The 24,384-nt window shown below is 62.5% G+C and carries 20 protein-coding genes and 1 pseudogene; 3 read left to right on the plus strand and 18 right to left on the minus strand.

Annotated elements, in window-relative coordinates; translation table 11 throughout:
* Positions 1-9: 9 nt before the first annotated feature.
* The 3 genes from moeB to V4529_10290 are packed head-to-tail and all read right to left on the minus strand — an operon-like array spanning position 10 to position 3,865.
* Positions 10-1,209, minus strand: coding sequence for a molybdopterin-synthase adenylyltransferase MoeB (gene moeB / locus V4529_10280; GenBank protein ID MES2358714.1), 1,200 nt, complete (start codon positions 1,207-1,209; stop codon positions 10-12).
* Positions 1,210-1,238: 29 nt separating this feature from the next.
* Positions 1,239-2,213 (minus strand): homoserine kinase, encoded by a 975-nt coding sequence (gene thrB, locus V4529_10285; protein ID MES2358715.1) that lies wholly within the window; start codon positions 2,211-2,213, stop codon positions 1,239-1,241.
* Positions 2,210-3,865 carry an amidase gene (locus tag V4529_10290; GenBank protein MES2358716.1) on the minus strand — a complete coding sequence of 552 codons (1,656 nt, stop codon included), beginning with the start codon at positions 3,863-3,865 and terminating at the stop codon, positions 2,210-2,212. Before V4529_10290 ends, thrB begins: the two co-directional genes overlap by 4 nt.
* 98 nt (positions 3,866-3,963) lie before the next feature.
* On the opposite strand from V4529_10290, the gene V4529_10295 reads away from it, so the two are divergent.
* Entirely contained in the window at positions 3,964-4,191 is a 228-nt protein-coding gene (locus tag V4529_10295) for a hypothetical protein (GenBank protein ID MES2358717.1), read from the plus strand.
* Positions 4,192-4,410: 219 nt separating this feature from the next.
* On the opposite strand, the gene V4529_10300 is transcribed toward V4529_10295, so the two are convergent.
* The 7 genes from V4529_10300 to V4529_10330 all read right to left on the minus strand — a co-directional run bounded on the left by V4529_10300 (position 4,411) and on the right by V4529_10330 (position 10,648).
* Positions 4,411-4,626: a hypothetical protein gene (locus V4529_10300; GenBank protein ID MES2358718.1), complete on the minus strand. Its 216-nt coding sequence runs from the start codon at positions 4,624-4,626 to the stop codon at positions 4,411-4,413.
* A gap of 133 nt (positions 4,627-4,759) precedes the next feature.
* Positions 4,760-5,914, minus strand: a complete 1,155-nt coding sequence (locus V4529_10305) for a glycogen-binding domain-containing protein (protein MES2358719.1) — start codon at positions 5,912-5,914, stop codon at positions 4,760-4,762.
* 47 nt (positions 5,915-5,961) lie between these two features.
* Positions 5,962-6,642 carry a hypothetical protein gene (locus V4529_10310; GenBank protein ID MES2358720.1) on the minus strand — a complete coding sequence of 227 codons (681 nt, stop codon included), beginning with the start codon at positions 6,640-6,642 and terminating at the stop codon, positions 5,962-5,964.
* Positions 6,642-7,208: an isoamylase early set domain-containing protein gene (locus V4529_10315; GenBank protein MES2358721.1), complete on the minus strand. Its 567-nt coding sequence runs from the start codon at positions 7,206-7,208 to the stop codon at positions 6,642-6,644. The genes V4529_10310 and V4529_10315 overlap by 1 nt, the downstream gene beginning before the upstream one ends.
* A complete protein-coding gene (locus V4529_10320) occupies positions 7,201-7,782 on the minus strand; it encodes an RNA polymerase sigma factor (GenBank protein ID MES2358722.1) in 582 nt (193 codons plus the stop codon). Before V4529_10320 ends, V4529_10315 begins: the two co-directional genes overlap by 8 nt.
* An 89-nt stretch (positions 7,783-7,871) precedes the next feature.
* The gene (locus tag V4529_10325; protein ID MES2358723.1) at positions 7,872-9,797 is read right to left on the minus strand and encodes a VWA domain-containing protein; all 1,926 of its coding nucleotides are present in this window, start codon (positions 9,795-9,797) and stop codon (positions 7,872-7,874) included.
* Positions 9,798-9,826: 29 nt separating this feature from the next.
* Positions 9,827-10,648, minus strand: coding sequence for a CbbQ/NirQ/NorQ/GpvN family protein (locus tag V4529_10330; protein MES2358724.1), 822 nt, complete (start codon positions 10,646-10,648; stop codon positions 9,827-9,829).
* 87 nt (positions 10,649-10,735) lie between these two features.
* Between V4529_10330 and V4529_10335 the strand changes: the two genes are divergently transcribed.
* Positions 10,736-12,598: a chloride channel protein gene (locus tag V4529_10335; GenBank protein MES2358725.1), complete on the plus strand. Its 1,863-nt coding sequence runs from the start codon at positions 10,736-10,738 to the stop codon at positions 12,596-12,598.
* On the opposite strand, the gene V4529_10340 is transcribed toward V4529_10335, so the two are convergent.
* The 8 genes and pseudogenes from V4529_10340 to V4529_10375 all read right to left on the minus strand — a co-directional run bounded on the left by V4529_10340 (position 12,547) and on the right by V4529_10375 (position 23,571).
* Positions 12,547-13,545 carry a lipoate--protein ligase gene (locus V4529_10340; GenBank protein ID MES2358726.1) on the minus strand — a complete coding sequence of 333 codons (999 nt, stop codon included), beginning with the start codon at positions 13,543-13,545 and terminating at the stop codon, positions 12,547-12,549. The genes V4529_10335 and V4529_10340 overlap by 52 nt on opposite strands.
* On the minus strand, positions 13,529-14,011 hold the full coding sequence (arsN2, locus tag V4529_10345; GenBank protein MES2358727.1) for an arsenic resistance N-acetyltransferase ArsN2: 483 nt from the start codon (positions 14,009-14,011) through the stop codon (positions 13,529-13,531). Before arsN2 ends, V4529_10340 begins: the two co-directional genes overlap by 17 nt.
* Before the next feature lie 69 nt (positions 14,012-14,080).
* Positions 14,081-14,923 (minus strand): annotated as a pseudogene (locus V4529_10350) (arsenite methyltransferase).
* Between the two features lie 47 nt (positions 14,924-14,970).
* Entirely contained in the window at positions 14,971-15,318 is a 348-nt protein-coding gene (locus V4529_10355) for a metalloregulator ArsR/SmtB family transcription factor (protein MES2358728.1), read from the minus strand.
* A gap of 67 nt (positions 15,319-15,385) precedes the next feature.
* Entirely contained in the window at positions 15,386-16,114 is a 729-nt protein-coding gene (locus V4529_10360) for an alpha/beta fold hydrolase (protein MES2358729.1), read from the minus strand.
* Between the two features lie 164 nt (positions 16,115-16,278).
* Entirely contained in the window at positions 16,279-20,343 is a 4,065-nt protein-coding gene (locus V4529_10365; GenBank protein ID MES2358730.1) for a chemotaxis protein CheB, read from the minus strand.
* A 122-nt stretch (positions 20,344-20,465) separates the two neighbouring features.
* Positions 20,466-22,334, minus strand: coding sequence for a CHASE3 domain-containing protein (locus V4529_10370; protein ID MES2358731.1), 1,869 nt, complete (start codon positions 22,332-22,334; stop codon positions 20,466-20,468).
* A gap of 265 nt (positions 22,335-22,599) precedes the next feature.
* On the minus strand, positions 22,600-23,571 hold the full coding sequence (locus tag V4529_10375) for a DUF1259 domain-containing protein (protein ID MES2358732.1): 972 nt from the start codon (positions 23,569-23,571) through the stop codon (positions 22,600-22,602).
* A gap of 87 nt (positions 23,572-23,658) precedes the next feature.
* On the opposite strand from V4529_10375, the gene V4529_10380 reads away from it, so the two are divergent.
* Entirely contained in the window at positions 23,659-24,384 is a 726-nt protein-coding gene (locus V4529_10380; protein ID MES2358733.1) for a chromate resistance protein ChrB domain-containing protein, read from the plus strand.

The following is a 24,384-nucleotide window of genomic DNA, read 5'->3' on the forward strand; positions in this document are numbered from 1 at the left end:
GACGGAATCCTAGTAGCGCGGTAACGACTGATCGACGTCGTTGGTCCAGCTTACAATCCCGCCCGCAACGTTGGTCACGTGCGTGAATCCATGCCGTACCAGTTCCTCGGCGGCGCGCATGCTGCGGACGCCCGCCTTGCAGTACAACACGACTTCGCGCGACCGATCCCAGTCGCGGCTCGCGGCGCCGATAGTTGCGAGGGGTACCAGACGTGCTCCCTCGATACGCGCGATCGCCCATTCGGCTGGTTCTCTGACATCGACGAGGTCGAAGTCGTCGCCACGCGTGATTCGCGCAGCGAGCTCGGTGGCAGATATCTCTCGAATCATCGCTGCTCCATTATTGGAATCGGCGCTTGCGGCTGGCGCGGCGCACGATACGTCGTCGTAGTCGAATGCACGGTCGTCGAGGCTCCGAATCGTCGCGCCGCCAGCTGCCGCTTCACCGCAGGCGGGACATGCAGGATCGCGGCGGACGGTAATCGAGCGAAATGTCATCCCGAGAGTCTCGATCAGGAGCAGACGTCCCACCAGAGAATCACCGACGCCGAGAATCAGCTTGAGCGTTTCCACTGCCTGAATGGTTCCGACCAGGCCGGGCAACACGCCGAGCACTCCCGCTTCGGCACAATTCGGAACGAGACCGGCGGGCGGCGGATCACGGAAGAGGCAACGGTAGCATGGTCCGTTCTGCGCTCCGAAGACCGAGGCCTGGCCCTCGAAGCGAAAGATGCACCCGAACGCGTTCGGCTTGCCGAGCAATACCGCAGCGTCATTGGTCAGATAGCGCGTTGCGAAGTTGTCAGTTCCATCGACGACGATGTCGAAGTCGCGTAGAATCTCGAGCGCGTTCATGGCGTCGAATCGCGTATCGAACGGCTCTACATGCACGTGCGGATTCACATCGTGAATACGATCGCGCGCGGAGTCGAGCTTGGAGCGTCCGACGTCGGACGTACCGTGAAGAATCTGGCGATGAAGATTGGACGCGTCCACGACGTCGAAGTCGACCATGCCGAGTGTGCCGACGCCCGCCGCGGCGAGATACAGTGCACTGGGCGAGCCCAGACCGCCGGCGCCGATCAGCAGAACACGAGCGTTCTTGATGCGGCGCTGTCCCTCCACGCCGATCTCGTCCAGGATGAGATGGCGCGAATAGCGCAGAATCTCTTCCGACCCCAGCGTCGGCAGTGCGTCGTTGCTTGTCATTTCCACGATGACATCCCCGGCAGTGGTGATCAGGTGCGCACCCTCTCATTGTACAGCTGCGCCGCGCCAATTGTTGCGCCGCGCGGCTCAGCTGCCGTCACAAAGGCATCGGCAATCACGCCCGCCGATCGCCACGCATGCCGCGCAGCATCGCGAACCTTTTCTGCTACATCGCGGCGCGCAACGGCGACGATCGCCGAGCCGGATCCGCTGAGTGTGGCGCCGATCGCACCCGCCTCGATCGCCGCGGTCGTGACTACATCGTATCCACCAATCAGCGAACGCCTGAACGGAACGTGCAGCACGTCGTCAAGCGCCGGACGAAGGATCGCAGCGTCGGCCGTCTGGAGTCCCGCAATCAACGCAGCTGCGCGGCCGGCGGCGTTCACCGCCACATCGTATGGTACCGTCGCTGGAAGTACAGCACGTGCAACCGACGTCCGGACTTCAAAATCGGGTACCAGAAAAACGAACCGCAGCGACGGATGCACCGCAATCGGCGTCGAGCGGTAGCGATGCGGAGCGGTACGCACGCTGAGCACCGCGCCGCCAAGCGTCGACGGCGCCACGTTGTCCGGGTGACCCTCCAGCGATGCCGCAATATCGATGATTACGGCATGGTCGAGATCGCCGTCTAGAACCGCATTCGCGAGCAACGCGCCGGAGACCACGGCCGCGGCCGACGATCCCAATCCGCGTGCAACAGGTATGTCGGAGCTCGCGAATATCTCGACGCCATTCGGCACCGGGCGATCCAGCGCACCGCACGTCGCAACGAACCCGCGCCAGATGAGATCGTCCGTGTCCGCACAATTCAATCGCGCGAGAGTACCTTCGCGCGTGACCACGACGGGCGACTCGTCCGAGTGGATACGCGCGCCTACTGTCAGCCATCTATCGATTGCCATCCCGACCGCGTCGAAGCCGGAGCCGAGATTCGAAGTCGATGCGGGAACTCGCACGCTGAATTCGCGTACGCTGAATTCACGCACACGATTCGTCACGTCAATTCGGCAGTAGCAAGGAATCGTGGAGCACGCCGCACCTTGCTCCTTTGCTCGAATGCATAAGCCAGCTTGAGCAGCATGGGCTCGCTCCACGCGGGACCAAAGAACGAGAGGCCCACGGGAAGTCCGAACGAATATCCCGCTGGCACGGTGATGTGTGGATAGCCGGCAACGGCCGGAAGCCCGGTCGCGCTGCCACCACCGCGTGGATCTCCCTTCACCAGGTCGATGAGGTTGGGCGGTCCCTGAGTGGGTGCGGCTATGGCGTCGAGCCGGTATCTGGCGACCGCCGCGTCGATCCCCTGAGCACGCGAATGCTCGTGCCCCGATGCAAGTGCGTCGAGATACTTTTTCTCGGTCAGCGGACCGCGTGCCTCGGCGGTCTCGAAGATCTCCTGACCGAAGTACGGCATTTCCTCCGCACGATGGGCGTTGTTGAAGGCGATGAGATCGGCGAGCGTCTTCATCGGCGATGACGGTCCAAGCGATGCGAGGTACGCGTTGACGTCCGCCTTGAATTCGTACGACAGAACATCGCCCTCACCGTCACCCGAATTGCCGAGCTCGATCGGATCGATGATGATTGCGCCGGCCGATCGCATGAGCTCTATCGCTTCGTTCACGATCGCGTCCGTTGCAACGCTGTACCCGAAGTAACGCTTGCGTGGAATTCCGATTCGCGCACCCTTCAAACCGTTCACATCGAGAAACGTCGTGTAATCGCTGTGGGCGCGACCCGCACTGGGGGCGGTCGCGCTGTCTGCGGAGTCCACTCCGGTAAGTGCGCCGAGCAGGATCGCTGCATCTGTCACGGTGCGCGCCATCGGCCCCGCGGTGTCCTGCGAATGCGAGATCGGTATTATGCCGGAGCGACTGACCAGGCCCACTGTCGGCTTGAGTCCGACGAGTGATTGCACGGACGATGGCGACGTTATCGACCCATCGGTCTCCGTGCCGACAGCGACCGCGCACAAACTGGCTGCCGCCGCCGCGCCGGAGCCTGAGCTGGATCCGGACGGGGTGCGGTCGAGGGCGTACGGATTGTGAGTCTGGCCGCCCATGCCGCTCCAGCCGCTGGACGAATGAGTGGAACGATAATTCGCCCACTCACTCAGATTCGTCTTGCCCAGTATCACCGCTCCGACAGCGCGGAGCCGCGCCGCGACGAACGAATCACGCAACGGAATCGAGTGCGCAAGCGCGAGCGAGCCGGCCGCAGTCGTCATGCGGTCGTGCGTTCCGATGTTGTCCTTGATGAGCACTGGAATACCGTGCATCGGACCGCGCACGTGCCCCGATTTACGCTCCGCATCGAGCGCGGCTGCGATTTCGAGCGCATCCGGATTGAGCTGGAGGACGCTTCGGAGCGCCGGTCCGGTTCGATCGATCTCCGAGATTCGCTTGATGTACATCTCGCACAGCGCACGAGAAGTGTATCGGCCGGACGTCATCCAACCCTGCAGCTGCGCGATGGTTGCTTCGTCCAGCTCGAACGACGGCGGCGTCTGATGGCGCGTAAGTACACCGTCGACTACCGGAGAAGCATCCGCGCCAGTGGCCGCGGCAAGTGCGCCGGCGATCCCAACGCCGACGAACGCCCGCCGGCTGAGTTTGGAGGAAACGCCGTCGTCGGATGATGATGCAGTCATGGGTCGCTATTGAGGAAGCGCAAGCCACATCCCGAGCGCGGGCACGATGGATGCGGTTTTCGGATACTACTATTCTGCCCAAATTCCCGGAGGATGCAATGGCGGACAAGGACAAAGGCGGCAAGGTGAGTCAGGCCGACTCGAGCAAGGAAAACCGTACCGACAAGGTCAGCGGCCGAAGCTTCGGCCGCGGGATGACATCGCCCGATTCAACGGAAGCTGTCCTCGACGCAAGCACAGGCGAAGTCGATCCCAGAGCGGCAGGAAGGGGCGCACTACCGCCGGGCGAGAGCGAGCCGAATCGAAAGGACAAGAAGAAAAGCTAGGGACGAAACCGCACGGGGGACCCGGGCGACATTATACCGCCAGGTCCTCCAGGGATCCGACGCGGCAGTGACAGCAGCGTCGCGAATGCCGACTCACGAACGCGAGTCGCGGGGTTCATGAAATCGGCGGAGCGTACCTGCCGTCGGCATCATGGCAACAGTGGTACGCTCCTGGTATGTACGTCCTGTGCGCGCGAAACCACGCGCGCCGCGGCGCGATCAGAATTCGCGCTTGCGCATTTCCTTGAAGAACATCTCGCCACGCTCGCGTTCCTTGAGACTCGCCTCGTCGATGGGATCGTCCGCGAGGTTCACGTCGTACTTCTTGCCGAAGCCCTTGCGCGTTGAAGTCGCTGACGCCGCCTTCGCAGCGTTCTTCTTCACCAGAGCTTCCAGCTGCCGCTTGTCCATTTTCCCGCCGTGTTGAGGAGTCATAGATCGATCAGGTCCATCGTCCCATATGACTCATAAATCTAGACGCGGGCAACGCGCAAGGGAGCGCCCCGATACGAGTCCCCGGATGTGACTCGGCCCGGCGAGCAAGGGGTCACCATGGTATGAGCGAAGGTTACTGCACCACCAGGATTCCCACGCTGCCGCCGAACTCATCGGCCGCCACCGGAAGCCCTGGTGCTGGAACCCAGCTGCCTGAATCGGCCCGCACCTCCAGACGGTGGCTCCCCTCGTTCAGAGGAATGCGAATCTGCCACTTCCCGGTCGCGGCACGCGTCATCGGGACGGGGAGCCATGATGTGAAGTCGCCCATTATGTCCACGGTCCGGGCATTTTCGAGTACGACGCTGATCATGCGCCGGCCATCGTCAGCCACGGCGCTCACCGACGTCCCCTCCGGCACGGCCGATATCACCGGGGACGCGCGAGCCGCGCCCGACGGTCCCAGCGCGACCCGCAATCCGATGGAAGTGAAAGCAGCACCCAACGTACCTCGCGTTGGATCCGCTGGCTGCGCACCTGCGTATCCAACCATCGACACCGGGCCGACGAGCTGTACCGTGGCGACACCCATCGCCCACGCACGCCGGCCTTTCGACTCGGCCGCGGAGCGAATTCCGCCATCCCCGCCGATCACAACTCTGGCAATGCCGGACCCATCGCTTCCAAATGGTGCGATCTGAGCATGAACCGCCGCCTCGCTGTACCTGGTCGACCCGCTCGCGAGCACGGCTGCGTCGGCGCCGATCATCGCCCACCCCGATCGTATGGATGCACCGATCCGTGCGTGCGAGGTGTTCCGCGTCGAGGCCGCATCCACCCGTCCGACACCCGCGTCGAGCCATCCGGCCGCCGCTCCTGTCGCAGAGGATCTTCCGAGCGTCAAAGAAGCCTCGCCATATCGGGACGACGCCTCGCCGCGATAGGCGCCGCCGCCTGCATCGGCCCGGATCACCGAGATGTTGCGGCGGTCCGACGACAGCGCGAACGATCCGTGCATCTCGCCGTAGCCCGACGTGCTGCCCGTCTCGAACCGCGCGAGGTTGGCGGTACCGGCGCCGGCAAACCGGCCGGTCTCACCCCACAGGGACGAGGCGAGATTCGCGAGTGTCGCGAGTGCATAACCATCAATTTTTATTGATGCGATTCCTCCCTCGAGCACCGCGCCGTTGCTGGCGGGCCGAGGCGTCAGTTGTGCGGCGAGCGGTTCCGGCGCGCTGACGCCTGCGAGCAATGCAAGCAGCGCAGCCGCGTAAACGCAGCTGCGCACTCCCGCCCGGTTACGCCGGACGAACACAGGCCGGATGGATCGATGTTTTATGGCTTCGGCTTGGGCGGCGCGGGTAGGGGCGCAGTCTTGCCGCCAGTGAAGGCCGGCTTGAATGTGCTCATGGCGTGTGGAGCTGCCTGCGTGCCAGTAATCGCTGTCAACGGTGCAACCCCACCGGCAATATCATGCGATACACTGCGACCGTATGCAAGCAGACCGGAATCATCCCGTTGCCTGGCGTTGGCAACGACAGCAACGATCGCCGATTGCGCGGGTGCCCCGTCAACTATCAGCGAGGCCAGCACGGACAGTGGAACAACGAGCTGGCGGCCCGGCAACTCCTTGCGCAGCCGAGTGAGGCCGGCCGGCGTCGAGCCCGCACGCAGCGCCGCAACTGCCGCCGCGAGCTCGTTATCGGATGAAGGGCCGAGAGCGCGACGCGCAATGCCGAGATCGTTCGCAACTCCGCGAACAGCAATCATGATTCTGTTGTCGTCAGCGCCCTTGCTGATCCCTTCGAGCGCCTTGTCCACGAGTGGCGCAACGGGCAGACCTGCGTGCGCAACCGAGTCAGCGACGGAAGTCATCTGAGCCTTGAGAGAAGCCGACGCTCGGCCATCGAGCTGTTGCAGCGCAGCAACACCCTGCGCGCCAGCGACGTCGCCAATGCAAACCGCCAGCGCCACGACCGAGAGCGATGCGACAACCGTATCAATGAATCTGCTCATCATGCCGATCCCGATCCGGCTACTGTCACCACGGAATTAGTCGCGCCGAAGTCATCACCGGGATCGCGTGGCGCCTGTGGATCCGGAACCCAGCGGTGCCCATCAATTACAAATTGATACACATATCGTCCAGCGCCGAGCGGAATGTCGGCGGCCCAGGTGATCTTGTCGATGCGGCGGAGAGGCGTCGCCGTCGCATTCCATCCGTTGAAGCTTCCAGCGACTGCCACCTGCGACGCACCCGCTGCGACAAGTGTGAAGCGAACCGTGCTGAACGCGGAATGTACGACCTTCGCCGGGTGCGCCGGCACCGTGCGATTGACACCGCCGCCGATCATGACGAACGCGATCACTGCGGCGAGTGAGACACCCGCGACCGTGATCGCCGCAACCGCACGATGGCGTGCGCGACGGTCCGGCCGACCGAATGCACGCTCCCGCTGCACCGCAGCCATCACGCGCGCATCGAATGCATCGGTGTCCACGGCGATCGGCGTACGAAGCTGAGCAACGAATTGCTGCTCCGCTGCATCCAGCGCCTCTGTGTCGTCCATATCTTCAGCCATCCGTTGCCTCCTGCAGAGCCGCGCGCAGAAACTCCCGCGCCCTGCTCACGCGCATCTTCAATGCGGAGACGCCAGCGCCAGTGAGCACGGCGATCTCGTCATAGCTCAGGTCCTCGACGTACTTGAGAACGAATGCTTCGCGATGCGCCGCATTCAAACCCATCAATGCCTGCTCGACCCGCTCCATCGACGGGGTCGTCGTATCCACACTATCGGACTCCGAATAGTCCGGCCAGTCGTTCACGTCCATCCCCGTCGAAACGAACACCGCCTCCCGTCTTGCGCGACGGGCGCCGGCAGTGCGGCAGCGATTCGCGAGAATGCTGAAGATCCATCCTCCGAAGCGTGACGGATCGTCGCACGTCGCGAGCGAGCGGTACGCACGCACGAACGTTTCCTGTGTCACGTCATCAGCCTCGTCCGCGTCACACAACATTCGCATCGCATACCGCAGGAGTCTGTCCCGGTGTCGCGCCACCAGCTCGGCGTACGCCGCCACGTCACCACGCAGCACCCGCGCGACTGTCGCAGCGTGCCACGCACGATCCTGGGCGGTTTCAGCAGTTATCGGCATCGGCACGGGATTCAAAGATAAGACCCGGGCGCCGGCTCAGGCGTCACATTGCCCACACGGGTGTTTGGATCGTCGTTCCCGCTTTCGCTCTATCGGCCACCGCCGCGCAGGAGATCGCGCACCAGGTCGAGGAGCGCGAGGGGTAGTTGTTCCGGATTACGCAGTATCGTGTGTCCCGCCGCACCGAACACTCGTGCGAGGTATGGATCCGGATCGTTGCCGTCGACGGTCAGGCAGAAGGGATAGATCCCGTCGGCGCGCGCCTCGAATATCGCCTGTCGCGAATCCTCTACCGCGTACGTCGTGAAGTATCGATCCACGTCATTCGGCTTCCCATCCGAGAGGATCAACAGCAGACGATGACCAGCCGGTTGCGCCGCGAGCTGGGTTGTCGCGTGACGAATCGCGGCGCCGAGCCGAGTATTTCCGCCCGCTTCGATCCCGGCAATGCGCCGTCGCACCGTTTCGCTGTTCGATTCGCTGAATGCCTTCAATATCGAGATGCGTACGTCGGGCGCCCCAACACCGGAAAAACTGAGAATTGAATACGAATCACCAAGCGCGTCGAATGCCTCGCTCGCGATGAGCAGAGTCGTCTTCTCGATATCGATCACCGTGCGTCCGTCGGCGACTACATCCCTCGTGGATGCGCTCACGTCGACAAGAATAGTGATCGCAATCGCACGTCGAGCAGCGCGAACCGACATGTACAAACGGTCACCGGGCGAATCGCCAGCGGCGGCATCCGCGAGTGCACGCACGCATGCAGCGAGATCGAGATCATCACCCTCGCGCTGCCGAAGCATGCGCTCCCGGCGCGCTCTGAGCCGCTCGAACTCCCGTCGTACGCGCCGCACCAGTGCCGGATGTTCGCCAAGGACGCGGTCCGCCCACGCTACGTCGCCTTGCACGGCACGCCGCGCATGTACCACGGCTCCGAGCTCGCGGTACGCCGACGCGTTGCAATCCCACTCCGGGTACAGGACTCCATCGCCCGATCGTGATGCCTCGAATATCGCAGCGTCCGTAACGTTCAACGTGCCGGTGCGTCTCGCGCTGCCACTGTCGCCATCGGGGTCGGAATCGCCGCTCGTCGACGCATCATCCAGAGCCAGCGCGTGATCGGGGTCGTCCTGATCCGCGCTATTATCCGGCAAATTGGCTGCACTGTCGCCAGTTGGTGTGAGCTCCTGAAGCGTATCGTCGGCACCTGCCGCGGGAGCAGCGCTTTCTCCGGAACCGTAGCCTGGACTTGGTGGCACGAGCGCCCCGTATTGCGGGCCTTGGGTCGTCCCCGGGTCGGCGCCGTCGAGCGTCTGTCCCCAAACCGCTATCGGTTGGAGCGGGCGATACTGACCGGTCAACGATTCGACGGCCAGCGTACGTGCGCGCGCCCACGCAAGTGAATCTTCGGGAGACGCGCCGGCGCGAATTTCTTGGGGAATTACTGCCGGATCGGATCTGAGTACAGTCTCCACGAGCTGCTCGACTGCCCGCTCGCGCGCAGTCAACCGGGAAAGTCCCGGGCGCGCAACAAAGGCGCGCGCGCGTTCTTCGGCGATCAGCGATGCGACACCGGGTGCGCTGATCGCGATGGATGCATCGATCTCCGCAGCTTCGCGCAGATTGTAGAGGTCACGCGTGATGGCGTTCTTGCCGGTCGGCGCGAGCGCGGCGCTTCGGCGCATGATGCGCACTGCCTGTTCGATCGCCAGCAACCGGTAACGCGCGACAGCGGCAGCCGCGCCATCGGACGCGTCCATCGTTGCGGGCAGCTTGATCGACACTCCATCATGTCGCGCAATTGGACGCCGCCGTCCCACGTGAAACGTGTTGCGCGGCGTCTCATCTACGACTGGCGCAATCTCGAACCGCACGCCATAAGTTGCGGCGAGCAACAGCTCCAGACGGCGCCGCACCGTGTCGAGCGCAACCTCGGGAGTCGTGCGCATCGCTCGCACCCAATTTGCGGCGCGCACAACGGGTCGCCCCAGCTTGCGGGACGACTTGATCATCAATGCGCGCATGCGATTCACAGTCGCACCTACATCGTGGTGTCGATGATGTCGCCGATGGCGGAGAGCAGGTCCGGGTCGTCGGTGAGCGCTGCGCCGATCGCTACCTGGCACGCACGTTCACTCGCGATTCCCTCCGCAATCAATCGTCCCGCCGAAACGAGCAATCTCGTGCCCGGGCCTTCAGCAAGCCCCTGGTCGCGCAAGCGGCGCACGCGATGCGCGACTTCGACCAGCGACGCTGCGACAGACGGCTTGACTCCACTCTCGTGCGCGACGATCCTTGCCTCGATCGCTGCCGCCGGATAATCGAAATCGAGCGAGACGAAGCGCTGACGCGTGCTTGGTTTCAGGTCCTTGAGCGCATGCTGGTAGCCCGGATTGTAGGATGCAACAAGCTGGAATCCCGGCGCCGCAACGACCAGCTCTCCGGTCTTGTCGATCGGCAGGAGTTTACGATCGTCCGTGAGGGGGTGAATCACGACGACGGTATCCTCGCGCGCCTCGACCACTTCATCGAGATAGCAGATCGCGCCGATTCTGGCCGCGACCGCGAGCGGCCCGTCCACCCATAACGTCTCGCCGCCGCGAATGAGATAACGGCCGGTGAGATCGCTCGCCGAGAGGTCGTCGTGGCATGCGACTGTGACGAGCGGCCGGCCCAATCGCCAGGCCATGTGCTCCACAAAGCGCGTTTTTCCGCATCCCGTCGGACCCTTGAGCAGCACTGGAAGGCCGCGTCGGTGACATCGCTCGAATATCTCGACCTCGTGGCCGACAGCCACGTAGTACGGTTCCGTACTTGGCGCGGCGCTGGACGGCGCGGCGACCGATGATTCAGAGATCGTCATGGTGCCATCAAGGTATTGGGGCGCCGTGGGTTACGGAACACGCGGCGTGTAAACAGAATATTTGCTGCGCGTGTTACATTGCGGATCATGTCCGATCGACCGCCCCGCCCTGCAGTGATTCTCGCGGAACGAGCCATTCTCACAGTCGAGCGGACTTGGGTCGCGATCACCGCGTGGTTCAATGGAAAGGCGCTGAGCGAGAATGCAGTCCTGCTCATCTTCGCCGTCGTTACTGGCCTTCTGAGCGCACTCGGCGTCGTCGCCTTCTACAAGAGCATCGATCTCGCGTATTGGGTCTTCTATCGTCTTCCAACGGCTGAATTCCCCCGCTTTGCGCTGCTCACGTATCGCCCGGTAATCACCGCGGCCGGCCTCGCCGTAGCGTGGTGGGTCATGCGGCACATCGGCCGCGGTCACGAAGGAATGAACGTCCCCGACGTGCAGCTCGCCGTCGTACGGCGTGGCGGAGACATCGAGGCCAGACCGGCGCTTGCACGAACCGCCGCGAGCGCGATCACGATCGGCGCCGGCGGCTCGGCGGGTAACGAGGGCCCGGTCGTCGTGCTCGGCGCGATGATCGGATCGTGGCTCGGACGAACCTTCCGCTTCGCTCCGTCGAGAGTCGTGGTGCTGGTGGGCTGCGCAACAGGCGCCGCTATCAGTGCCGCGTTCAACGCGCCACTCGCCGGCGCCTTCTTCGCGCTCGAAGAAGTCGTCGGTACTCTCGCCGCCGGCTCCTTTGCACCGGTCGTGGTCGCAAGCGTCGTGGCGGCCGTAGTGTCGCGCTCAGTATTCGGAAATCATCCGGCCTTCGCAATTCCGGCTCAATACGGATACGCGCATCCGAGCGAGCTGTTGCTGCTCTATCCACTGCTCGGAATCGTTTGTGGACTGATGGCCGCTCTCTACGTACGCACGTACTTTGGCGCCGGGGATCTGCAGAAGAAGATTCCGCTTCCGCCGTCGTTTATCCCGTGGGTTGGCGGTGCGACGGTCGGCATTCTCGTCTTTCTGTCAGGAGGCCGACTGGTAGGGTACGGCCACCTCGCCATGCACAGCGATGTATTCGGTCACATGGCGTGGTACGGGTTGCTCGCACTCGCGGTCGGCAAGATCGTCGCAACAGCGATTACGCTCAACATGGGCGGGTCGGGCGGCGTGTTCACGCCGTCGTTGTATATCGGCGCTGCGACGGGTGGCGCATTTGGCGTCGCGTTGTCCGGAGCGCTTCCGGCGCTTGGATTGCACCCCGAGGCATACGCCCTCGTAGGCATGGGCGCACTCATCGCCGGTGCGACCGACGCTCCGATCACCGGAATACTGCTCGTGTTCGAGATGACGAACGACTACGCGATAGTGATTCCATTGATGTTGACCGTCGTCATCACGCACACCATCGCGCGCAGGCTCAGTGCCGATTCGCTCTACAGTGGCTGGTTGCGCCGCCGGGGCGAGTCGATCGAGCAGGGCGCAGATCGCGACGTACTCGCCGGATTGCACGTGTCCGACGCGTATGAATCAGCACCGCAGGTAATCTTCGAGGGAGCCGCCGTCGATGAGCTGCTCGCACATCTCGGCAACACGCGTCAGCTATACTTTCCCGTCGTCGACGCGTCGTACGGGCTCGTCGGCGTAATAACAGTTGCGGATCTGGGTCAGCTCGCGCGCGACGACGAGTACCTCGGACCGCTGCTGGTCGCGAGCGACATCGCACAGCAATCCGAGATCGTTTCACCGGGCGACTCACTGCTCGAGGCGATCCGCAAGATGGGAGTCCGCGGTGCGGAATCAATTCCGGTCGTCGACCGGCACACGAATCGACTGCTCGGAATCATCAACCGAAGTCATGTACTCAATCTCTACGAGCGCACCGTGTCATCGATGCGCCGGCATCCGCATCAGCCGGCCAGCAGCGCCAACGCCTCGTCGGGCGGTATGTCGCCGAAGTAGCTGTCCAGATCCACGCCCGATAGCGCTCCGGAGATCGATGCGTAGTCGTACGGAACTCCGAGCAGCAGTGCCTCCAGTTCCGTGACGTCCTCTCTGCCCATGAAATCGCCGAAGATGCGTACCGCGGCGACTCGCCCTGCCTCCACGTTCACGCGCACGTCGATCTCTCCCGCCGTAAACCGGTGCGTGCGCTGGACATTGCAGGGCGGATTCTCACCGTAATTCCAGTCCCAGGATCCGTACTTCCGCTTCACCAGCGCGTCCACCTCAGCCCAGTCAGCAGCGTCGAGCTCGAGCGTCGGGACCTTGCTTCTGTCGCGCGTGCCGAAGATTCGCTCGATGATTCGCTCCCGCAACTCGATGACCGTAATCGGGTGGTCGAGAAATTCACTTATGTTCGCGACACGGCTGCGAATCGACTTCACTCCCTTGGATTCGACCTTGCCGGGCTTTGGAACGAGCGCCGCGGTAACGTCGTCGAGATTCGAATCGAACAGCAGAGTGCCGTGACTGAACATCCGGTCCGGGCGGGCAAACTGCGCGTTACCGGAAATCTTTCGACCACCAGCGAGAATGTCGTTTCGCCCGCCCAGCTCCGCCGGAACGCCAAGTTCGTGCAGCACGTCGATGACCGGACGCGTGAACAGCTCGTATCGATTGAAGCGGCCGTGCACCGACGGCGTCATGAAACTGAAGTTCAAATTACCGAGATCGTGATACACCGCCCCGCCGCCCGAAATGCGGCGCACGACGGTAATCCCGCGCGCCGCAACGACCGATGGACTTACCTCCTCGATCGTGTTCTGGTTCCGTCCGATGATGATGGACGGTGCGTTGATGTAGAACAGCAGGTAATCGTCGCTGCCCATCCGGTTGCGGAGCACGTGCTCTTCCAGTGCCAGATTGACACGGGCGTCGTTGATATCACGGTTATCGATGAACAGCATCAAGTTGGTCGAAGAGGTCGAGCTTCATCAGCGTAGTTGATTTGGCGCACGCACCCTGAAATTCCGAAGTGGCAGTGAGCGCTTCCGGAATGTCCGCGCGTGACGTTTCCACGAAGCCCCAGCGTGCAAAATATTTCTCGGCGGACGGCGTAAGAAGATATACACTGCGTATGTTCATGCTGCGCGCGTCATCGATCGCCAGTGCGACGAGTCGCCGTGCGACGCCGTTGTTCCGATGCGCCGGATGAACCCCGACCGAGCGCAGCAGAACAGCGTTCGAATCAGCGAGCTCGAGCCCCGTCACACCGATGACGTCGCCATTGTGCGTTGCGACGATGAAGTTGCGCAGGTCCTCGGGAACACCGGCGACCGGAAGTCCGAGATCATCGAGCAGGCTCGCCACCGCGGCTCTGTCCCCTGCTTCGGCCGAGCGATATACGACTGTCCTGGTCGATTTCGATGTCATTGCAATTGGCGCCTCTTCATCTGTCCCGCAGCAGTCTGGGCCGCAGCACGATGTGGCCTTTGCGTCGAGCAGCGGCTTTGTCGCGCGTACGAATCCACTGAAGAATTTACCATCTATCTCACGCGCGAACGACTGCGCATCCAGTCCGCTTCCCGCCAGAAAGGCCATCGCGTCTTCGGAGCTGTAGAATCGCGTTGGCTCGATGCTCGGATTCTCGAAACCGGAGTCGCGCAGCAGCGTCAGAAATTCCTGCTCGCCGAGTGCGCCGGCGACGCAACCGATCCAAAGCTCCATGTTCCGCCTCACCGCGGCCGGAACATCGCCGCGGACCACGACGTCGGAGACGGCAAGCCGTCCGCCTGGCTTGAGCACGCGATACGCCTCGGCGAGCACCCGCCGTTTGTCCGCCGAGAGATTGATCACACAGTTGGAGATGATGACGTCGACAGTGTTGTCGGGGAGCGGGATCTGCTCGATCTCGCCTCGCAGGAACTCGACGTTCTCCGCACCGGACTTGCGCTTGTTCTCATTTGCCAGCGCCAGCATCTCGTCGGTCATGTCGAGCCCGTACGCCTTGCCGGTCGATCCCACGCGTTTGGCCGAGAGCAGAACGTCGATGCCACCGCCGGAACCGAGGTCCAGGACCGTCTCCCCGGGGTTCAGCTGTGCCAGCGCCGTCGGATTGCCGCATCCAAGCGATGCGAGGAGCGCTTCCGGCGGTATTCCCGCAGTCTGTCCTTCATCGTAGAGATCGGCCGTTATCGGATCCCATGCATCGGTCGTCGCGCCGCAGCACGCGCTCGAGCCGCAGCATGAGCCGGACGTGCTTCCAGCCGCGACTCGCGACGCGGCGGCGCCGTACTTCTCCTGGACGCTCGCCTTGAGCAGCTCGCGATCAGTCACCGTGTCCATGTGTTTATCCTCATATCAATAAATGTTGATGGATTGGTCAAAAAAACTCAATCACAGCACTCACCCTGCCGGCCGTTGGCCGCGACTCGAACGGAGAGCCGCCGTCCGCGGGGGCGAAGCTCGCGGACCATCTCCTCGGCCTCCTCGAATGCTTCGCGGTTCAGCTCGTAGTACGACCAGCGTCCTTCACGCCGATCATTCACGATGCCGGCATCCTTGAGCACCTTGAGGTGGAACGACAGCCGCGACTGCGCCGCATCGAGGGTATCCTGCAGCTCGCAGACGCATCGCTCGCCGCCCACCAGCAGCTCGACTATGCCGATGCGGGTCTCGTCCGAAAGCGCATGGAATATCTGCGCTGCGCGTGCACTGAAGTGTGGGGCCTGAGCGGGCATGTCATTAACGTATCAATATTTATTGATATGTCAAGAACCGGCGTTTTCGGACAGCCGCGGATCGAGGTCAGCCGCGCGGCGGCGGGATTGGTGGGGCCAGATAGTCCGTGAACCACCGGCGCGCGAGATCCGCGACGACATCGAGGGCGCCGCGCTCCTCGAACAGGTGAGTCGCGCCAGGGACGATCTCGAGCCGTACCACGCCACGCATGTGTCTCATCGCCACGCGGTTGAGACCGATTACCTGTTCGTCGTTCCCGCCGACGATCAGCAGTGTCGGAGCGCGGACGGCGGTGAGTGCATCACCGGCCAGGTCGGGACGTCCACCACGTGACACGACCGCGTCCACCCTGTCAGGACGCCGTGCGGCGGCAATCAACGCAGCGCCGGCGCCGGTGCTCGCACCGAAGAGTCCAACGGGCAGATCTTTCGTCAGCTCCTGATGCGACAGCCAGTCGATCGAGTCCACCAGCCGGCGCGCCAGCAGCTGAAGATCGAAGCGGAGCTCGCGGGTGCGCAGATCCACGGCTTCCTCGGCTGGCGTCAGCAGGTCGAGCAACAACGTTGCGAGGCCGGCTTCGCGCAGGGCATCAGCAACGAATCTGTTGCGAGGGCTGAACCGGCTGGATCCGCTGCCGTGCGCGAAAAGGACAACACCGCTCGGCAGAGTTCCCGCTGGCGTCGGAATCCCCAGCGTTCCGCCGAGCGTGACGCCGCTTGCGGCTACATGAACCGCAAGGTCGTCAGGCGACTCATCCGTGCGCACGCCCATACCCGGATCCGTATGCAGGTCCATATGCCCGCGTATCGCGGTTCGCCTGTTTGCTGGCCGCAGTCCTGTCTGGCATCCGTCCTCCGCTGAAAATCGAGAATCGGCGAGGGTATCGATATTGGCCGGATCAGCACCAGTGTCTGAATCAGGGCATGGCGCGGGCCAAACGGATCAGCACGGCGAGATAGCTACGCTGCTGATTTCGCCATCTCGTCCCCGGCAGTTGCGCCATCGGGCCCGTCAGCATCTGGCAGTCCGCGCTTCAGCGTAAGAGTGAAAACCGACCCGATCCCGACATTGCTCTCGACCGTAATGTCGCCACCCATTGCGCGGGCGAGCGACCGGCTGATCGCGAGACCGAGCCCGACTCCTTCCGCGCTGCGCGTAAGCGACGTATCGACCTGGACGAACGGTTCGAAGATCGCTGTCCGTTGAGCAGCGGGAACCCCGACGCCAGTATCACCCACATGTATGGCGACGCCATCGTCGGTCATGTCGCAGGTCACTTCGACGCTGCCGCCTGGCCTCGTGAACTTGAGTGCGTTGCCCAAGAGGTTGAGAAGAATCTGCCGAATCTTGTCAACGTCGCCGCGCACGGTCAGCACCTGACCATCCCTGCGACGCAACTGGCACACTTCGTAGTGCAGCCCTCCGCGCTCCATCTGCAGCGCCATCATCTCCCGAACACCGAGCAGCAATTCGTTGACGTCCACGTCGGTATGTGCGATGGAGACCGCGCCAGCCTCGAGCTTGGCAAAGTTCAGGATCTCATTGATGAGCCCCATGAGATGTTCCTGACTGCGTGTGATCCGGACGAGATCGGCGTGTTGCGCCGAAGTCACCGGACCGCGAATACCCATGTCGATGAGCTGCGCATAACCTGCGATCGCATTGAGCGGCGTTCGCAGCTCGTGGCTCATCGTGGCGAGGAAGTCGGCTTTCGCGCGATTGCTCGCAAGGGCCTCGAGTGTCTTTCCGCGCAGCTCGACGCTCGTCGCCTCCAGCTCGTCGGCTCTCGCAACGAGCTCGGCGTTGACGCGCGTCAACTGCACGCCGGCGGTCTTGCGCTCGGTTATGTCCTCGATGGCCATGAGGATCAGCGGCGGTCCGTTGTCAGGTGAGCCGATGCGGCGTGCATTCAGCAGCATCGTTCGATGGCCGCGGGCCGCGAAGTCGTGCTCGACTTCAACGTCATCGAATGGCTCGCCGGTACGCAGCACGCCGTCCAGCAGAATTCGGAGACTCGGAATGTTCCAGTCACCGCCCGCGAACTCGAACAGACTGTGCGTCGTCGTGTCGCCGGCTGAAACGCCAAAGCTATGGTAGAAAGCATGGTTCGCGCTGACAACGCAGAGATTCCCGTCCAGCACGAGCAATGGCTCGCGCACGGTCTGCACAATCGCCTCGGCGAATCTTCGCGCATCGTCCAGTTGCTCCGCGGCGCGCTTGCGGGCGTCTATGTCGTGGTAGATGATGACAGCTCCGTCGATCCTGTTGTCCACGGTGCGATACGGACGGATGTGCATCATGTACCAGTGACCGGAGCGGTCGCGTACTTCCCGCTCCGTCACCTCCAGAGTGTCGATCACGTGAGTGATGAGCTCTTCGATGTTCCCGACGTCTATGTTGGATTTCATGTCGCCGATGGGACGCCCGATATCGGTCGGAATGACGTTCATCATGCGCTCGGCGCCAGCGGTGAATCGCCGGATGTGCAGATCGGTTCCAACCATGATCACCGGGACGTGCATCGCGCTCAGCAGGTTCGTGAGATCGTCGTTGAGATGGTCGGCTTCGGTATTGCGGCCGCGCAGCTCGTCGTTGAGCGTGATCAGTTCTTCGTTGAGCGACTGCAGCTCCTCCTTGGAGGTTTCGATCTCTTCGTTCGTGCTCTGGAGCTCTTCGTTGCTGGACTGGATCTCCTCATTCGCCGCCTGGAATTCCTCGACGACTGACGCATGCTCTTCGGCGACGGTCTGGAGGTGCCGCTTTGCGGCCTCGAGTTCCTGGCGCAGATCTCCGAGGTCGGTTGCGTTGTCCGCCAATTTCCGTTCAGCGATACTTGCGCGGGCGCCGCGCCTGGCGCTCCTGCCGCTGTGAGTCGCACCGGGCTGCCCAGCGTGATCATCGGCCGATGGACGCGTTTCCCCGGCACGGCTTTCCTCAAACGAAATGATGAAGAACTTGGCATCGGATCCCGTGACGCGAAACGGCCGCACGTCGAGACTGACGTATTCGATGTGCTTTCCGTCGTGGAACGAAACGCCTTCCACGCGCGCCGGCCGGGCTTCGTTTCGCGCAATCTCCAGCACTCTGCGCAGCTCGGTTGCGAGTTCGGACTTTACCATGTTCAGCAACAGAAAACTCGCAGTGCCGGCGACTGGCTCGATGTACTTCCCGGTTCGACCACGGAACTGCAGGATGTGCAATTGATCGTCCACCACGACGGCGGCGGGCGCATAGCTCCCGAGTACGATCTGATCTGCGGCCCGCTGAATGTCGGGAGACTGCGCATTCGCGGATGCGCCAGCCGAGTCTACCACGTTCTGCAATCGCCTGATACCGACGGCGGTTTCGGTGGCGCGATCCTGAATCAATGATCGGCTCGGATGTGCCGGACGAACGGCCAGGCGCAACGCGTGCCCCGGGCCGGGAATACGTGTATAGATGCGGCGCTTCTTGTCGATCGCCGTAAACAGGGTTGCAGCAGTGCTCACCGATTCCGAAGTTCCGAGCACGAGTATGCCACCGGGCCGGAGCGCATAATGGAAGACCGACAGCAATCTGGTGTGTGCGTTCGGCTGCAGATAGATGAGGACGTTGCGGCAACTGACGATGTCCAGGTGAGAGAACGGCGGATCCGCGGTGATATTCTGTACCGCGAAGACACAGCAATCCCGCACGGCCTTCGTGACGCAATAGCCAGTATCTTCCTTCCTGAAAAAGCGACTCAGCCGCTCGGGCGTGACATCGGCCTCGATGCCTCGCGTATACATCCCCGTGCGCGCGGCAGCGATTGCGGCAGCATTCAGGTCGGTTGCAAAGATCTGGATCGGGGTGTCGAGCGAATGGGCTTCCAGCAGCTCGAGAAGGCAGATGGCAAATGAATATGCTTCCTCACCCGTCGAACATCCTGCTATCCACACACGTATCGCCGCGTCGTCGCGAACGGAATCCGCCCGCGCATGGTGGCCGACCGCCTCTCGGCGCGCGATGAAGTCCGGAAGAACCTTATCGGTCAGCGCACCGAACAAATCCGGATCGCGGAAGAAACGCGTCACTCCAATGAGGAGATCGCTGTACAACGTGCTCAACTCCTCGCCATCTTCGCGTAGCAGGTCTGCGTAGCGTCCCAGCGTGTCGGTTCTGCGAAGCGCCATGCGTCGCTGAATTCGCCGCTCGACAGTTCCCATCTTGTAGAGGTCGAAATCGACGCCGAACTGACTCCTGAGCGCCGCGCAGATGGCCGCCAGGGCGTCGCTATTCGTTCCGGTGTCCGCGCCACTACCGGCCACGCCGCGGTCGTGCGGCTGGGTGTCCGAGTCGCGATTCCTGTCGGACGTGTCATCCGATGAGCCGTCGCCGGAGTGCGGACGCAAGTATGGATCGAGCCCCAGCCGCGCGATTTGCGCCGCGATCTCCGCTGGCGCGGCAATGATGTCGATACAGGCTGTTGCGATAGCCGATCGCGGCATACCCTCGGCAGTCGCCGTTGCGGGGTCCTGCGCAAACGCTATCCCGCCCGCTCCTCGTATTGCGCGAACACCCAGTGCGCCGTCGGAGCCCGTGCCGGAAAGGATCACGCCGATGGTCCTGCGTTCCTGTACTTCGGCGAGCGAGCGGAAGAATGCGTCGATCGGCAACGGCGGGCGGTCGTCCGGATCTCTCGGCACCAACTTCAGATGGCCGTCCGTCAACGTCATCTTGGTATCGGGCGCGATCACGTACGCGTGATTGAGTTCCACGCGATCGCCGTTAGCCGCCTGATGTACCGGCATCGTGGCTTGCCGCGCGAGCAGCTCGGCGAGGATGCTTCCGTGCGTCGGACTGAGGTGCTGTACCACTACATACGCAAGCCCGGTATCTGCTGGAACGTTCCGAAAGAACTCGGACAGGGCTTCGAGTCCGCCCGCGGACGCACCAATTCCGACAACCGTTACGGGCGAATCGCGCCCTGATTCACGGTCGGTCAATTCAGGCGATGCCGATTCGGTCGAGTCAGCCGACGGAATCGGCACGCGCCCGGAGGCCATTACAGCTCGGTCATTACGTCGCAGTGGTGCTCAACCAAACGTTCATAAACCTCTCAAAGCGCAAGAATCGCGCTACATGGCGCTTTTCGCTCCTCAGGGCACCCCGATCATACCGTCTTAATCTAGCTATCCAGTCCTTCTGGATGCGCCGAAGGAGTGATCTCGGAGCTATTCGCGTGGTGGGTCCCAGTTCCCGCCGCACCCGGCTCGCGGGCCTCGCGGCCGGCATCGACGGCCTCTCGGGTGCCTTGGCTCTCGATTGCGGCAACATCTGGCAAGGAATCGACGGGAATCCCGCGCGGCAGCGTGAGCGTGAAGACAGATCCCTGCTCCACAATGCTTTCCGCAGTAATATCGCCTCCCATCGCGCGCGCAAGCTCCCGGCTTATGGCGAGACCGAGGCCAATACCTCGCTGGCTGTACGGAACGGTATCGGTCGCGAGATGCCTGTCCACCTGGACGAACGGTTCGAAGATACTCTCCAGCTTGTCCGCCGGGATTCCGCGTCCCGTGTCACTGACGGCGATGCTGACGACGTCATCGGCAGCAGCACAGGTGATACCGATTCTGCCACCGGCGGGAGTGAACTTCTGCGCGTTGGTAAGCAAGTTCAGCAGTATCTGCTGAACTTTCTCCGCGTCGGCACGCGTCGCAATGTCGGGCTCGCACCGCTCGTACACGACGCGAATTCCCTTGGCGTGCATCTGCGGCGAGACGAGCGCCTCCACACCGCCGACGAGATCGAGCAGTGAGGTGTCGGCAATGTTGAAGTCCACCTTCCCTGCTTCCAGTTTCGCAAAGTTCAGAATGTCGTTGATCAGCGCGAGAAGATGACGGCCGCTCTTCTTGATGCGAGCGAGATCGTCGAGCTGTTCCGGCGTGACCGCGCCGCGAATGCCGAGCTGCATCAGATCGACGTAGCCGCCGATTGCATTCAGTGGAGTGCGGAGCTCGTGCGACATCGTCGCGAGAAATTCGGCCTTGGCTCGGTTGGCCGACTCCGCGACCAGCTGCGCCTGCTCGGCTGCGACCCGCGCGCGCTCGGACTCCCTTGTGCGACCTTCCAGCGCTTCGGTTACTACGTGAAGTTCTTCGGTCTGACTCTCGAGCTCTGTCGTCTGTTGCTGCAATTGTTCGTTCTGCGCCTCGAGCTCGGTTGCCTGTTCATGCAGATGCTGTTGCTGCAGCTCCAGCTCGGACGCCTGTTCCTGGAGCTGCTGGTTCTGCAGCTCCAACTCGAGCGTCTGTGATTCCAGGCGCGTGTTCTGCAGCGTGAGCGCACGAGCGGCGGCGGACTGTGCGTCGGCATAGCGAGTCAGCAAACCGTTGAGAACTATCGCGAACAGAACCGCCGCGATCGTGCCGCCGATCAGAACGAGCGTCACGATCTCGGAGTGGTACTCCTCGGTCGTCGACCTGCTGGCGAGAAGAGACCGCTCGGAGGCCTCGATCGTGGCCACGTGCGCGCGAAGGGAATCCATGATCTGCTTGCCGCGGTTGGTACGCAGCCTGGCGACGGCCGCCGCCAAACCCTGAGTGCGTCGCAGAGCAATGGAGTAATCGAGCTCGGCGAGTCGCGCGGTTACCAGGGGCGCGAGCTCGTCGAGGTACCGCTGCTGGACCAGGTTGTCGGCCGTCAGCAGTCGCAATGCACTCGTATCGGCCGCCAGCGCCGTGAGTGCGTTGGTGTACGGGTCCAGATATGCTTCGTCACCAGTCAGGATGAAGCCGCGTTGGCCTGTTTCGGCATCCTTGAGATCCGAGAGGACCGCGCGCGTACGATCGATCGTCCGGTGGGTGTGCTCGACCCACGCACCTGCCTCACGCGCGCGAACGATCCCGCTATAGGTGATCACGCCAATAACCAGAACTACGACGGCGACACCACTGCACGCGACTACACGTTGCCACCGCGACATGGGCATGGCGAACAGGTCTTCTGACGGATATATCGGAATGCCGTCAACCTCGGGTATGGTGGGATCCGCCATCAGGGCGTCAATCAGCGGTGCTCGGGGTCATATTATCCAAATGTATTGGCTAGGTGAGCGCGATGCAGGCGTGCGGCATCGAACACACGCCAGTGCCCGACGAGGCTCACGACGTGAGCGCATCTACGACGCACACCGATCACCATGGAATGCAAGGTGACCACGCGGCGCACGTCGGCCGCATGGATAGCGCGCTCGGGATCTTGCTCCGGTTTCGCGGCTCTGCAAGACAGGAACGCTCGATGGCAGCCGTTGGCTGGCCTGCTCAGTGTCGGGCGCCAGTTGCGTCGAGTGCCGCACGCAGTCCGTGCGCAAGTGTCACCGCATTGTCGTCGGCCCAGAAGTGCATGAAGAATAGGCGCGGCTCTTCCGTGAGCATGTGACTGTGCACGGCCGTCACTGCAATGCCGTGACTCCGAAGCGCTCGAATGACGGGATTGACTTCCGTCCCGAGTAATACAAAGTCGCCAGTGACAGCTGCTCGCCCGGTTCCTGTAGGCTGGAAGTTGATGCCCGTCGCGACGCCCATCGCCGGCGGAATTACCTCTCCATGTTCGCGAATCGTTTCCGCGCGCGGAACACTGACCTGGTAGACACCACCGTTCGTCTTGCCGGAGTAGCCGAGCGCATGCGCAATTCCCGCGGTATCGATAGCCGTATCGAGTTCGACCGATGCGGCGGCGGTCGGTGTTTCTGGCGTTCCGAGCGGCGTCTTGCTGCGAGCGAGCGCTGCGTGGATGGACCGAGCGATCTTCGCCGCATCGCCCATCGCCATGATGTGCATGTACATCACACGCGGATTCTCATGCAGGAGATGATTGTGCAATGCTGTTTGAGTGATGCCACTATCCTGGAGTGTCTGCATCACGGCGGCAACCTCTGCCTCAGCCAGTACCAGATCCCCCATGACCATCGTCCTGCCGGAAGCCATCGGCTTGAACGCCACCCACGAACCGAGGGCGAGTGCAGGCTTGAGCTGCACGTCGTCGACTGTTACGTGCATGTCGGAGCGTGGAAATCCAAACTTGTAGACACCGCCATCGTTCATCGTGCCGTGGCGTCCGAGCGCTGCATCCAGGGAGGCCGTCCACGATGGCAACGAAGCCGTCGCCTGCGCCATGCAAGGAAGCGCCGCTGCCGATGCTACTATTGCCATGACATAACCCGCCAGCACCTGGTACGAACTGTGGTACGCACCGTGGTACGCACCGTGGTACGACCCTCTGGTCAACTGCACGTTTCCTCCTCGCGCAAGGGACGTTATGTTTAGTATGATACAGTTGTATCATATTACCTACCGAACCAATCCGCCAGCCGCCCCTCCGTGACGTCTCGACCTCGCTGGCTACTCCTCATCCACCAGCTACCGCCGCACCCGGACTACTTCCGGGTCAAGGTGTGGCGACGGCTCAAGCGAATGGGGGCGGTGGCACTCAAGAACTCGGTCTATGTTCTGCCGAATGGGGCGGAGGAGCGCGAGGACTTCGAGTGGCTGGCGCGGGAGATCGTTGCGGGTGGGGGCGAGGCCACGCTGTGCGAAGCAAATTTTCTCGCTACGGTGAGTCAGCCCGAGCTGCCGGTGTCATCGATCGAGCGCCGAAACGGTCGCCGTCGCAGACATAGGCCGCGCGGCGCACTCTGGGTCACGAGACGAGGCGTTCACGTTGACCGAATAGCGAGTGCATGGCTCATTCGGCGCTTCATCGATCCAGCCGCTGACTTCAAGGTCGTCGATCCAACCGTGTATGAACCACACGACGGCGAACTACGGTTTGATATGTTCGACGCCGAGTACACACACATCGGCGCCGCATGCACTTTCGAGGTGCTGCTGGATGCATTCGAGCTTCGGAATGACGTTGGCCTGAGCGCGATTGCGGAGATAGTGCATGATATCGACTGTAAGGACGACCTGTTCGGACGGGGTGAAACAGCCGACGTTGCCCGTGTATTGGATGAGATGTATGCGCGCCATCGCTCTGACGAGGAACGGCTGGATCAAGGCGGCTTCTTGTTCGAGAACCTTTACTGGATGCTACAACCTGGTTGA

This window comes from Gemmatimonadota bacterium, from assembly GCA_040388625.1.
GTDB lineage: Bacteria > Gemmatimonadota > Gemmatimonadetes > Gemmatimonadales > Gemmatimonadaceae > Fen-1247.

What these genes read in the sequence shown, in the direction of transcription:
- moeB (MES2358714.1), bottom strand. Translation starts at nt 1,209, where the DNA reads ATGACAAGCAACGACGCACTGCCGACGCTGGGGTCGGAAGAGATTCTG.
- V4529_10290 (MES2358716.1), bottom strand. Translation starts at nt 3,865, where the DNA reads ATGACTGCATCATCATCCGACGACGGCGTTTCCTCCAAACTCAGCCGG.
- V4529_10295 (MES2358717.1), top strand. Translation starts at nt 3,964, where the DNA reads ATGGCGGACAAGGACAAAGGCGGCAAGGTGAGTCAGGCCGACTCGAGC.
- V4529_10300 (MES2358718.1), bottom strand. Translation starts at nt 4,626, where the DNA reads ATGACTCCTCAACACGGCGGGAAAATGGACAAGCGGCAGCTGGAAGCT.
- V4529_10310 (MES2358720.1), bottom strand. Translation starts at nt 6,642, where the DNA reads ATGAGCAGATTCATTGATACGGTTGTCGCATCGCTCTCGGTCGTGGCG.
- V4529_10315 (MES2358721.1), bottom strand. Translation starts at nt 7,208, where the DNA reads ATGGCTGAAGATATGGACGACACAGAGGCGCTGGATGCAGCGGAGCAG.
- V4529_10320 (MES2358722.1), bottom strand. Translation starts at nt 7,782, where the DNA reads ATGCCGATAACTGCTGAAACCGCCCAGGATCGTGCGTGGCACGCTGCG.
- V4529_10325 (MES2358723.1), bottom strand. Translation starts at nt 9,797, where the DNA reads ATGATCAAGTCGTCCCGCAAGCTGGGGCGACCCGTTGTGCGCGCCGCA.
- V4529_10330 (MES2358724.1), bottom strand. Translation starts at nt 10,648, where the DNA reads ATGACGATCTCTGAATCATCGGTCGCCGCGCCGTCCAGCGCCGCGCCA.
- V4529_10335 (MES2358725.1), top strand. Translation starts at nt 10,736, where the DNA reads ATGTCCGATCGACCGCCCCGCCCTGCAGTGATTCTCGCGGAACGAGCC.
- V4529_10340 (MES2358726.1), bottom strand. Translation starts at nt 13,545, where the DNA reads ATGCTGTTCATCGATAACCGTGATATCAACGACGCCCGTGTCAATCTG.
- arsN2 (MES2358727.1), bottom strand. Translation starts at nt 14,011, where the DNA reads ATGACATCGAAATCGACCAGGACAGTCGTATATCGCTCGGCCGAAGCA.
- V4529_10355 (MES2358728.1), bottom strand. Translation starts at nt 15,318, where the DNA reads ATGCCCGCTCAGGCCCCACACTTCAGTGCACGCGCAGCGCAGATATTC.
- V4529_10360 (MES2358729.1), bottom strand. Translation starts at nt 16,114, where the DNA reads ATGGACCTGCATACGGATCCGGGTATGGGCGTGCGCACGGATGAGTCG.
- V4529_10365 (MES2358730.1), bottom strand. Translation starts at nt 20,343, where the DNA reads ATGGCCTCCGGGCGCGTGCCGATTCCGTCGGCTGACTCGACCGAATCG.
- V4529_10370 (MES2358731.1), bottom strand. Translation starts at nt 22,334, where the DNA reads ATGGCGGATCCCACCATACCCGAGGTTGACGGCATTCCGATATATCCG.